An 11,255-nucleotide genomic window follows, 5' to 3' on the forward strand; every position below is an offset into this window, starting at 1 on the left:
CTTCCACGTCATCCGTGCCACCAACAAGAACCCGGCGGTGCTGGTGGAATGCGGCTTCGTCAGCAACTCCACCGAACGCGCCCGCATGCTGACCGGTGAGTTTCGCGCCAAGATCGCCGAAGGCATTGCCCAGGGCATCATTGCTTTCCGGAAGTCGAAGTAAGGGGCGCTCCTTGGAAAGTGACGGTTGGCGTTGTTGGCAGTCGTTTGCAATAGTTGCCAAGCCTGCGCTGAACCATCGCCCACTTCCCACGGCGTAAGCCTGCAACGGCGACTCTGCTTTCGCTAAGCGTAGTAAGCTCTTCGTCGTGAGCCCGCCGTCCAGATTGCGAAAGCGGCGGCGCGCCCAGGCTTGCCGCACGCACTCCAAGACGCTGTCGCGCCCGCGTGAACGCTGGTGTTTTACGGTTCTCAGCACGAAAAGCCGCCACGCTAGGTGGCGACCTCACAGTGCCACTCTCAGTGCGCCGGGGACTTTGCCAGCTTCACGTCCTCGACGTTCTCCACCTTGGGTGTCTTGACCCGGCGCTCGCTGAGCGACAGATACACACCGTAGCCCATCAGCAGCAGCTGGCTGAGCCAGTAGCCGTAAATCTTGGGCCAGATGCCGTCCGTGAAGCCATAGGCATGCAGGCCGACGCCGAGCTGGTTCACACCGAACCATGAGAAGATCACGATGCAGCCGAGGATGAGATTGCAGCAGTGCAGGCCGATCTCGCGGATGTAACCGCCGAGGCGCGCATGCAGAATGACGAGGCACATCAGCACGATCATGAGCGCGCCGTTTTCCTTCGGATCCCAGCCCCAGAAGCGGCCCCAGCTGTAGTTCGCCCAGATGCCGCCCAGCACCGTGCCCACCAGCGAGAGAAACAGGCCCGTGGCGATGAAGCCATAGGCGACGCGGGTCAGCAGGCGCGAGTCCCCTTCCCCGGTTTTGAACACGCCAAAGAGGCGCTGAATGAAGTAGATCATCGAGATCAAAGCAGCCACCATGCAGGCCGCGTAGCCGAGATTGATCATTGGCACGTGGGTCGAGAGCCAGAAGTTCGTGATCAGCACGGCCTGCAGCTGCTGCAGGGTGTCGGTGGCTTCGGAGGCCTCAAACTGGATGGAGAGGAACATGCAGGCCGTGCCGCCGATGGCCGTCACGAGCAGTCCCAGCCCGCGTTTTGTGAGCCACTCCGCCATCAATCCGAGCAAGGCGCAGGAGGCGCCGATGAAGAGAATGGTCTCATACAAGGTGGTGATCGGCGGGCGCTGCATGATGATGCAGCGGATCACCACACCCGTCACCGCCAGGGCTGTGGCAGCACCCAGCAGCAGCCATGCGCAGAGCCGGGCTCCTTTTTCAAAGCGTGACCCCGGTGAAACCCAGGTGAGCGCCACGGCGATGAATCCCACGAGGAAAATCCACTGCGAATAGAAGAAGTAGTCTGCCCGCATGGAGTGACGCTCCAGGGCGATGGACTGCCCTTCCCCGCGTGCTTTGGCGGCGTCTTGAATTTTGGTCAGCAGCGCCTTGGAGGCCGTCTTGAACTTCGCCGCGTCTGGCAGAGCCAGGTAAACGTCTTCATACTGCGCCAGCCAGGCAAGCTGATCCGCCGTCACGTCTTTGTCGCTGTTGATCGCGCCGAAGACCATCTCGCCGGGACCATTCCAGACATTGTTTGCTCCGGGGGCAGGTGGGAAGATGCGGAACTGCTGCTCAGGGTTGCCGCTCATCATGGCACCCAACGCACCCTGTGCAAAGGCCCTGAACCAGGGGATCTGCATCGGCGGTCCGTTGTTGGCACGGATGGCTGCAACGAAGGCGTTGAGACTCTTCGACAAACGAACCGGCAGGGTCACTCCGGCGGGCAGTCCTTTCGGCTTTTCACCCAGGGGCTCGCGGATGAAATCGAAATGCCCCATGATCATTTCATAGTCGAGGAAGTTGGCCGCAAGCTGCACGATCATGCGCTGTTCAGGCGTCTGTTTCCGGGGTGGAATCTCACGATACTCGCCCATCTTCTTCATCATGACCTGCCGTGCGGGCTCGACCTCAGCGTAGGTGTACTGGTCGCGCTTGGCCTTGGCCGTCAGACCGAGCTCCGTGATGGCGGAAGAGTTGTCCACCTTGAACAGCGGCACCGTCCTGCCGATGTCCGGACGGAACCAGCTCATGAGCATCCATTCCACGGAGCTGAGCTTCACCGGCTTGTCGCCTTCTTTGGTGATCGGCTTCTGCGTCGCGGGGTCCACGAGCGGCTTGCCATCCATTTCACCGCTGTCCGTCAGCCAGATGCTGCGGCGGGCACGAAAGCGCAGCAGGCGATAGCTGGCGACGTTTTCGAGCGGCTTGATGCGGCCGGACTCCTGCACCGGGATGGACGCGAAGGTCTCCACGACCTCCTTGTCACGGAACAGATCGAGCGGCGGCAGTTCAGCAGCGGCAGCAAAGCCGCTGAGCGTGAACAGCGCGAGCAGGGTAGAACGAAGAGTTTTCATGCAGAGAAATACGTGGGCCGGAGGGCGGTTAGAGCAGCTTCCACATCGCGAGGGCGAAGGCGGCATTGAAGGCGGCGATGAGGCTGAGGGAGAAAGCCCAGGGGTTCACCTTGATGAAGCGGGCCAGCATCATGAGGAAGTGCAGCAGCAGACCTTCCGCCACGATGATGCAGGAGATGAGCGGCCAGTGATCCGCAGGATTTTCGACGATCATGAAGCCGGAGCTTTTCACGCCAGTGCCTTCCTTTTCACCTGAGCTGAAGGTGCTCTGGAACACGGCGTAGCCTTCGCTGCGCACGGGCTCGTTCATGGTGATGTAACGCTTCTCCTCATGGTCGCCGCTGATTTTGGTGACCTTGCTGCTGAAGAGACGTGCACGCTCGGTGCCGGGATGTTTTTCCTCTTTCGTCTCGTCCAGACGCACGGCGAAGGGCAGCTTGTAGGTGCGGTGCACCAGCGAGATGAGGTACTTGTCCGCACCGACGGTGACCGTCCAGGGCGCGGCGGCAAACTCCCACAGGATGCCGGTCTGCTTTTCGTCGCCCTTTTTGATCTTCGCGATGGCCACGCAGGCGCTGCCAAGCTGCTCGTCCGCCATCGCGGCACCGGCTTCATCGAGCTGAGGCAGCTCCTGAATGAAGTAGCCGTCCACGGCATCCGCACGACTGCCTTCGGCATCGCGCTTGGGCTGGGCGTTCTTCCTCCAACTGGTGATCATAAGATCAAACGGCAGGCTCTCGCTGGTGAAGGTGCGCCCCTTGCCATCGGTCAGATCACGATACTTCGCTTCGTCGATCACCAATACGTTGCGCTTGGCCTTGGGATCCGTCTGCACTTTTTCGATCTCGATCACGCGGTCATGGAAGCTGAGAAACTCGTCCGCCGTCTGGCCTTCACGCAGGTTCATGTTGCCCTCTTTGGCGAAGTGATGCGTCACCGCACCGGCGGCGATCATGAACAGGATGGCGAAGTGGGAAATGATGACGCCGATGGTCTTGGGCGACTTGCGGATGCGCATGATGCCGCCGCACAGCAGATTCACGAAAAGGATCGCCATGAGCGTGTAACCGCCGGGCACGATGTAGAGCGGCAGGGACACATTGCCGATGTCCCAGTAGGCATTGAATGCGAGTGCGCGCCAGCAGGCGCCGATGTCGATGCGATCAATGAACGCGGACTCAAAGTAGCGCGCCTGACTGGCGACGAGTCCGTGCTCCGCCTGCTCCAGCGTGCCGAGAAAGGTGAGCACCAGCAGCATGACCAGCACCGAGGTGGCGAGGCCGAAGCTGGAGAGGAAGGCGAAGACTTTCGCGGGAAGAGATTTGGATGAGTCGGACACGACGGAGGTGCGGGGGCTGGGGAATGACGAAATCAAAAACAATGAACGACGAGCGCAGGCGCTTCAGCCGACACTATTCTTGCTTGGGCAGGTTCGGTTTGATCGACAGGCAGAAAGCATCAAAGGCGGCGGTGTTTTGATCCACGAGCGCCTTGGGTCCGGTGAGCTTGACGAAGATGGTGGCCTGATCGGCGGAATGAATGAGGCCGAGCATGCGGTAGCCGGTTTTGGCGGCCTCAGCACCGAAGCCTTTGAAGTCGCCATCGAAGGCCACAAACGTTGCGTCGCGGTTGAAGAAGGGCTTCTTCGGCAGCTTGGCGATCTCATCCGCCGTGTAGGGCGTCTGCCCCATCTGCGTGCGCCAGCGGTTCACGTTGGCCTCCAGACCACCTGCGGGTCCGGGCATGAGGGAGATGTAGCATTCACCTTCCTGATTCGGGCCAAATCTCAGATCAAGCAGACGCATGCCCATGGGGTCTGGCGTGGCGGATTCCTTCCAGCCTTCAGGCAGGGTCCAGGTGAGCAGTTCGCGGAAATTGGGCCGCTGCTGGGGCTGCTCTTTCGCATCATCATAGAAGCGTGTGGAGCTGGGAATGTCCGCATGCGGCTTCGGGGCATGACTGGAAATATCACGCGTTTCGGTGATGGCTTCACGCTCCTGCAAACGATCGCAGGAAGTCATGAAAAGACTGCACGCGAGCAACGCGCAGGATGGTTGGGGGAATGTCATCGTCAGGGAACGCATGAGGGGGCGAAATGATTAGCAGCATCCTTCGTGATTGCCACGAAGATGCGCAGGAACGCGGAGATAAACAGGCAGGGATGAAGGGCGCTTGATGGAGGGTGTTGCTCTCAGAGTTGGGAGTCTGAAGTTATACGAGCCGCGCGTGAGTCTGGGAACCTGCATCGGCAACACCGCTTGCGCGGGGTGAAGCACGATCTTCGTCTTGAGCGCACCATCCGGCCTGCGAAGGCGGCGTCGCGCCGAGGCTTGCCGCACGCACTCCAAGACGCTTCGCGCACGCGTAGGCGCTGGCCCAGGCGTTATCGAGACACCGTAGGAACAGCGCAGAGCCGAGGGCGCACGCGGAGTGCTGCGGAATCAATTCCACGCTCCATGAGACGCAGCTCACGCGCCCTTGTGGTCGGTGTGGCAGGCTTTGCAGTTCACCGCAGCCTTGTAGGCGGCGGCTCCGGCGGCGTCTTTCGCCTGCACCTTTTTCACCGCACCGATGAGTGCCTGACATTTGGTGACCCAAGCGGCCTTGTCACCTTTCGGCGGCGTGGCGGCGCACATGTCCTGGTAGGCTTTGAGCAGCGTGGCCAGTTCCGCATCGGTGGCAGTGGTGCCCACCTTTTTGCAGAGGGCGTCATCGCCTTTGTGGAACTGCTTCATGACTGTCTTGATGACGTCGCTGCCTGCCGCAGGAGCAGCGGCGGGTTTCGCAGGAGTGGCTGGAGGCGTCGCAGGAGCGGCAGCGGGCTTTGCGGGTGCGGCGGCAGGTTTTGCCGGGGCGGCTGCGGGTTTCGCTGGTGGTGCGGGCGGCGCAGGAGGAGGAGCGGTGAGTTTGGCGATTTCTTCCGCCGAGAGGCCCACGTTCACCTTGAGGCCGGGCACCTGGCCTTCGAGCGCCTTGGCTCCGGCCTGCGTCACTCCGGTTTCCCACACAAACAGCTTCTTCAAACCCTTGGCGGAAGCCAGCTTGGCGATGCCGCCATCCGTGGTCTTGGTGCCGTAGAGATTGAGGTATTCGAGGTTCGGCAGCGCGCCGAGTTTGGCGATCCCCGCATCGGTGATCTTGGTGTTTTCAAGATGGAGGCGCTCAAGGTTGGTCATCTTCGCCAGTGTTTCCACGGCGGCATCGGTGACCTGGCTGCGGGAGAGATCGACCCAGAGAATCTGCGTGGCGATGGGGGCCAGCAGTGCGAGTTCTTTGTCGCCGAATTTATCAGCGGCATTGATCACGCCAAGGCGAAGCTGCTCGGTGTCCTGTGCCAGCGGCATGAGCGAGGCGTTGAGGGCCTGCATCTTGGCAGAAATGTCCGCCACCTGCTTCTTCTCGGCATCGGTGAGCGGCTTGGCTTTGGGCTTGGTCACCTTGGCCACGGCCTCGGTTTTTGGCAGGCCTTTGGCAAGCAGCACAGCCAGCGCGCCTTCGACATCAGCCGGAGCTTTCAAGGAGGCCACGGTGGCGGTTTCGGAGGCACCGGTTTCGATCCACCACTTGAGCACGGCGATCTCTTCCTTCGTGAGCTGCGGCTCATCGCTCGGCGGCATGTGGTCGTCGTCGTCCTTCGGCAGATTGGCGCGGACAAGCAGGAGGCTGTCCTTGATGTTCTTGGCGATCACGGTCGTCGCACCATCGCTGCCGCCTTTCAAAATGGAGGCGTAGTCATGCAGCTGAAGTTTGCCCTTCTTCTTTTCCACGCCGTGGCAGGCGATGCACTTCGCGCTCATGATCGAAGCGACAACGTCCTTATAAATAAGGGCCTTCGCGGCGATGGCGGGATCCAGTTTGCCACCCGCAGCAGGTGCGGCTGCAGGAGCAGCGGGTTTGGCGGCGGCAGGTGCCGGTGTGGCAGCGGGCTTTGCAGGTGCAGCGGCCGGTGCGGCAGCCGCGACCACGGCGGTGGGCTTGGCATCGTCCTCGGCGGTCCAGCCGGTGTTGATGTGGGCCTTGGGCAGCTTCGCTTTCAAAGCGGCCACGCCGGCCTTGGTCACACCGCTCTGCCAGAGGTAGATGGCCTTGAGCTTGCCGAGGGAGGCGAGCTTGGCGAGGCCCGCATCCGTGACCTTGGTGTTGTAGAGGTTGATGTATTCGAGCTCCGCGAGGCCCTTGAGCTGATCGATCCCGGCATCGCTGATGGCCGTGCCTTCGAGGTGCAGCTCCTTGAGGTTTTTCATGCCGGCCAGGGCCTTGAGGCCGCCGTCCGTCACTTTGCTGCGCGCGATGTCGAGCGAAGCGATTTTGTCGGCGATGGGCACCAGTGGTTCGAGCCCGGCATCCCCGAACTCCTTGGCCACATTGAGTGCGGTGAAACGGAAGGTCTTCGCGTCAGCGGCGACGGGCATCAGCGAAGCGCCGGTGGCGTTCACTTTCTGCATCGCAGCGGCGACAGCGGGATCTGCGGCGGCTTTGTCATCGGCGGCATGCGCGGTGAAGGCCAGAGCCAGGGCGAAGAGGAGGGAGGTTGGTTTCATGAATGAGACAGATTTTCAGCAGAAATGGTACAGGCAACAAAAGGTGTGAATTGGACTAGCCTTTCAGAATTCCATCAACAGTGGCCTGAAGCTCGGCTGGGAATTTCGCATCTTTGACCGTCTGGGTGCCGCTGGCCCCCTGCTCCACCCACCACTTCAGGAGCGCGATCTCCTCCGGCGTGAGCTGGTCCTTACCTTCCGGCGGCATGTGTTCGTCATCGCTGTCAGGCAGCAGGATGCGCACGATGCTGAGGCTGTCCTTCAAATTGCCAGCCACGAAATTCTTGCCGTTCTCGCCGCCTTTGATGGCCATCTCGTAGGTGTCCATGCGCAGGTCGCCCTTCGATTTCTCCTCGCTGTGGCATTTGTTGCACTTCGCGGTGAGGACCGGGAGAATGACGTGCTGGAAGACGAGTTTTTCATTGCCGCCAGGAGCGGGCGGTGGAGGTGTGGGGGCTGGCGGAGGCGCGGTGCCTTTGTCCATCGCCACAGGTTTGACCTCGGGCTTCACTTCCGCAGGGGGCACGGGTGTGACTGCTGGCGCGGTGTCGGCCGGAGGCGCGGCTTTTGCCGGCTTGGGTTTTTCCACAAAACTCAGCAGCAGCTTCTCGGTGGCCACCATCGGAGCTTTGAACCACTCAGGCGCATGTTCGATGAGGAATTTGTTTCCGTGGCTCATGTTGCCACCGAAGTGGGCGCCGAGGCCCATGATGCCAAAGCTGACGAAGTAAACCGCGCGGTAGGCGTTCAGCAGTTCCATGCTGCCACGGGCCATGCCCATGAGACGCACCACCAGCGAGATCAAAACACCCGCAGTGCCCAGCAGGCCCATGGTCTGATGCAGGCTGAAATTGCCACCCACATAGCCGCCTTCGCGTGACAGCATGATGCCGGCAAACACCGCCAGCACCGAGCCCGCCGAGCCGAGGATCAGCATCAGCAGGGAGGCTTCGCCAAACTTGATCTCGCCGCGCCGGGTGGAGCAGATCAGTTCAAAGAAGACCAGCAGCACCAAGATGCCCACCGGCAGATGCAGAAAGATGGGGTGGAAGCGGCCGATGAAGAGCACAAAGCTGGAGGCCTCCCCCTTGGGTGCATCATACAGCGGCGGGAAGATCAGCAGACCCACCACATACACCACGATGAGCAGTATCGTGGCGATCCAGGCGGCGGTTAAAGATTTCGGTTCGTCGGTGTCAGGCGAATTCGAAGACATGGGATAAGGTTCGGGGTTGGGGGGAAGATGTGATATGGCGCTTCTAGTAACGGCAGCCCAGCGGAATATTCATCATGAACCTGAGGGTCGATGCTACGAAGATTCAACCCGCCCTTTGTCCGATCCTGACCGTATCTTGAGCTTCCCTCCCCTCCTTTTTGCATGCCCCGCACTGTACTTCACTGGTTTCGCCGCGATCTCCGCCTCACAGACAACACCGCCCTGCAACACGCCGCCCAGGCCGCAGACCAGGTCATTCCCGTTTGTATTCTCAGCAATTGGAAACAGAAGCACGGCTGGACCGGCCCGAACCGCCAGCAGTTCCTCTGCGGCTGTCTTGAGTCCCTGTCCAAAAATCTGACCACCCTCGGCAGCCGCCTCATCCTGCGCAGCGGCAGCGCCGATGCCGAGCTGGAGCGCCTCATCCGCGAGACCCGCGCCGAAGCCGTGTATTTCAATCGCGACTACGACATCTTCGGCCGCGCCATGGAGGCCAAGATCCACGCGCTCTGCGCACGCCTTGGCATCGAGTGTCACTCCTACCAGGACAGCGTGCTGCATGAACCTGAAACCGTCCTCACCGGCGGCGGGCAGCCCTACCGCGTTTACACGCCCTACTCCAAGAACTGGCTCAATCTGCCCAAGACCGCACCTCAGGGCCGCATCACCTCACTCGGCCCGCCAGCGGACGCCGCCATCAGCAGCCTGCCGCCCCCCACGCTCGCGCATTGGAACCTGCCCCCCTGCACCGCCGAGATCCCCACCCCGGGTGAACGCGCCGCACGTGATCGCCTGAAGCTCTTCATCGAGTCCGGCATCCTCAACGGCTACGGCCCGCAGCGCAACATCCCCGCTGGCCAGACCACCTCCCTGCTCAGCCAGGATCTGCGCTTTGGCCTGCTCAGCATCCGCGAGATCTACCAGCGCTGCATGGCCTGCACCACCGCCGCGCAGCCCTCCGTCCAGACCTATGTCAAAGAACTCGCGTGGCGTGAATTCTACGTCGCCATCCTCTGGCACTACCCGCACGTCTTTGAGCAGGAATTCGCCCCCGACTGGCAGGGGCTCCCCTGGCCCGGCAGCGCGGCTGATTTCCAGCGCTGGGCCACCGGCACCACCGGCTTCCCCATCGTGGATGCCGGCATGCGCCAGCTCCTGCAAACCGGCCTCATGCACAACCGCCTGCGCATGATCACCGCCATGTTCCTCACCAAGGATCTGCACTGCGACTGGCGCCTGGGCGAAGCCTTCTTCATGCAGCAGCTTGTGGATGGCGACAACGCCAGCAACAACGGCGGCTGGCAATGGTCCGCCGGCACCGGCGCCGATGCCGCCCCCTACTTCCGCATCCAGAATCCCTGGCTGCAAAGCGTCCGCTTTGATCCCGAAGGCACCTACATCAAGCAGTGGGTGCCGGAGCTCAAGCACGTCCCCGCCGAACTCCTCCACAAGCCCCCCGCGCCCGGCCTGCCTTTGGCCAAAGGCTATCCCCTTCCCATGGTCGATCACCACACCGAACGCGACCGCTGCCTCGCCATCTTTGCGAAGCACAAGGCGGAGCGGGTGTGAGCTAATTATGCCTCAGCGCCTCCACCGGATTCATCATGGCCGCGCGTCTTGCAGGATAAATCCCAAAGGCGATGCCGGTGAGGACGGAGATGGAGAAGGCGAGGATGGGTGACCACATCTTGATGACGGTGGTGACGCCGGCGAATTTGGTCACGGCAAGAGGGATGCTGAGGCCGAGGACGACGCCGAGGACGCCGCCGACACCGGCGAGGAGGACGGTCTCGATGAGGAACTGCACGACGATGTCGTTCTGCCGTGCGCCGAGGGCGCGGCGGATGCCGATCTCGCGGGTGCGTTCGGTGACGCTGGCGAGCATGATGTTCATGATGCCGATGCCGCCGACGAGAAGTGAAATGGCGGCGATGCTGCCGAGCACGATGCTGAAGATCTGCTTGGTGCGCTCCGCCTGCTTCAGCAGCTCCACGGGGACGATGATGCGCCAGTCTTCCTTCTTATGATTGCTGGTCATGAGATGACGGATGGCCTCGGCGCGGCTTTCCACCAAGTTCACGTCATCGACGCGCATCACGGCCTCATGAAACTGCACCTTCTCGGCCTCAAAGCTGCCGGTGCGGAAGCGGTAGAAGACCTCGCCGTATTGATCCGTCAGAGTGGTGAACGGGATCATGATCTGCGCCTGGGCCTGGGCCGAGTGGTCGCCACTGGAAGCATCCGCGCCGACGGCGGCACCTTCATCCTGAATGATGCCGATGACCTTGTAGTAAAAGCCCTTCACCCGCACGGATTTGCCGACGGGCGTGGAGAGCTGGAAGAGGCGCGCGGCGACGGATTCATTGATGACACAGACGGCGAGGTTGTCCTTCATTTCCATGTCGTTGAAAAAGCGCCCCTGCACGATGCGGCGGTTGCGCATCTCGGGGTACACGGGCAGCACACCCATGACGTGACCGTCCACGCTGCGGTCCAGATTCCAGATGTTTTCCGAAATGTAGCGGCTGGGGACGACGATGCGGATGCCGGGCACGGTCTGGCGGATCTGCTCGATGTCGCGCAGGGTGATGCCGTATTCACTGATCATGCTGCGCGACTCACCGCTGGAGCCCTGCCCATCGGGTGGTTTGACGCTGTGCAGGATGATGTTCTGGCTGCCCAGTTTGCGGATCTGCTCCTGCGCCTCGTGGCTCGCGCCTTCACCAATGGCCAGCATGGCCACCACGGAGGCCACGCCAAACACCACGCCGAGCGCCGTCAGGAAGGAGCGCAGCTTGTGCAGCCAGATGGTCTTGATCCCCAGCGAGAGAGTGCGCCACAGGTGCTGGGGCGAGGCGAGAAGACGAAGTACAGGATGCGAGGCGAGAAAAGACATTCAGGGGGGCTGATTCATACGGTCGCATCCGCATGAAATTGCCACGATCTCACGCTCGCAGAAAATCACTCGCCAGACTGGGCTCCGATCACCATCGGCTGCACCGGAGCAACGG

At 61.6% G+C, this 11,255-nt stretch carries 8 protein-coding genes; 2 read left to right on the forward strand and 6 right to left on the reverse strand.

Features of this window, described 5'->3' with window-relative positions; all coding sequences use genetic code 11:
• Positions 1–10 precede the first annotated feature (10 nt).
• Positions 11–163 carry an N-acetylmuramoyl-L-alanine amidase gene (locus tag ACIREA_RS16530; protein ID WP_397383407.1) on the forward strand — a complete coding sequence of 51 codons (153 nt, stop codon included), beginning with the start codon at positions 11–13 and terminating at the stop codon, positions 161–163.
• Positions 164–459: 296 nt separating this feature from the next.
• Here ACIREA_RS16530 and ACIREA_RS16535 read toward each other — a convergent pair whose 3' ends face one another.
• The 5 genes from ACIREA_RS16535 to ACIREA_RS16555 form a co-directional block, all read right to left on the reverse strand.
• The gene (locus ACIREA_RS16535; RefSeq protein WP_397383400.1) at positions 460–2,487 is read right to left on the reverse strand and encodes a cytochrome c biogenesis protein; all 2,028 of its coding nucleotides are present in this window, start codon (positions 2,485–2,487) and stop codon (positions 460–462) included.
• Positions 2,488–2,515: 28 nt separating this feature from the next.
• Complete coding sequence (locus ACIREA_RS16540; RefSeq protein WP_397383401.1) at positions 2,516–3,826, reverse strand: cytochrome c biogenesis protein ResB; 1,311 nt, start codon at positions 3,824–3,826, stop codon at positions 2,516–2,518.
• A 73-nt stretch (positions 3,827–3,899) separates the two neighbouring features.
• Positions 3,900–4,508 carry a hypothetical protein gene (locus ACIREA_RS16545; protein ID WP_397383402.1) on the reverse strand — a complete coding sequence of 203 codons (609 nt, stop codon included), beginning with the start codon at positions 4,506–4,508 and terminating at the stop codon, positions 3,900–3,902.
• Between the two features lie 447 nt (positions 4,509–4,955).
• Complete coding sequence (locus ACIREA_RS16550) at positions 4,956–7,028, reverse strand: leucine-rich repeat domain-containing protein (RefSeq protein WP_397383403.1); 2,073 nt, start codon at positions 7,026–7,028, stop codon at positions 4,956–4,958.
• 55 nt (positions 7,029–7,083) lie between these two features.
• On the reverse strand, positions 7,084–8,244 hold the full coding sequence (locus ACIREA_RS16555) for a c-type cytochrome domain-containing protein (RefSeq protein ID WP_397383404.1): 1,161 nt from the start codon (positions 8,242–8,244) through the stop codon (positions 7,084–7,086).
• Positions 8,245–8,406: 162 nt separating this feature from the next.
• Here ACIREA_RS16555 and ACIREA_RS16560 point away from each other — a divergent pair, with 162 nt between their 5' ends.
• Positions 8,407–9,813: a cryptochrome/photolyase family protein gene (locus tag ACIREA_RS16560; protein ID WP_397383405.1), complete on the forward strand. Its 1,407-nt coding sequence runs from the start codon at positions 8,407–8,409 to the stop codon at positions 9,811–9,813.
• Between the two features lies 1 nt (position 9,814).
• Here ACIREA_RS16560 and ACIREA_RS16565 read toward each other — a convergent pair whose 3' ends face one another.
• The gene (locus ACIREA_RS16565; RefSeq protein ID WP_397383406.1) at positions 9,815–11,140 is read right to left on the reverse strand and encodes an ABC transporter permease; all 1,326 of its coding nucleotides are present in this window, start codon (positions 11,138–11,140) and stop codon (positions 9,815–9,817) included.
• Between the last annotated feature and the right edge of the window lie 115 nt (positions 11,141–11,255).

This window comes from Prosthecobacter sp., from assembly GCF_044373815.1.
Taxonomy (GTDB): domain Bacteria; phylum Verrucomicrobiota; class Verrucomicrobiia; order Verrucomicrobiales; family Verrucomicrobiaceae; genus Prosthecobacter.

What these genes read in the sequence shown, in the direction of transcription:
- ACIREA_RS16545 (WP_397383402.1), bottom strand. Translation starts at nt 4,508, where the DNA reads ATGACTTCCTGCGATCGTTTGCAGGAGCGTGAAGCCATCACCGAAACG.
- ACIREA_RS16565 (WP_397383406.1), bottom strand. Translation starts at nt 11,140, where the DNA reads ATGTCTTTTCTCGCCTCGCATCCTGTACTTCGTCTTCTCGCCTCGCCC.
- ACIREA_RS16555 (WP_397383404.1), bottom strand. Translation starts at nt 8,244, where the DNA reads ATGTCTTCGAATTCGCCTGACACCGACGAACCGAAATCTTTAACCGCC.
- ACIREA_RS16550 (WP_397383403.1), bottom strand. Translation starts at nt 7,028, where the DNA reads ATGAAACCAACCTCCCTCCTCTTCGCCCTGGCTCTGGCCTTCACCGCG.
- ACIREA_RS16535 (WP_397383400.1), bottom strand. Translation starts at nt 2,487, where the DNA reads ATGAAAACTCTTCGTTCTACCCTGCTCGCGCTGTTCACGCTCAGCGGC.
- ACIREA_RS16560 (WP_397383405.1), top strand. Translation starts at nt 8,407, where the DNA reads ATGCCCCGCACTGTACTTCACTGGTTTCGCCGCGATCTCCGCCTCACA.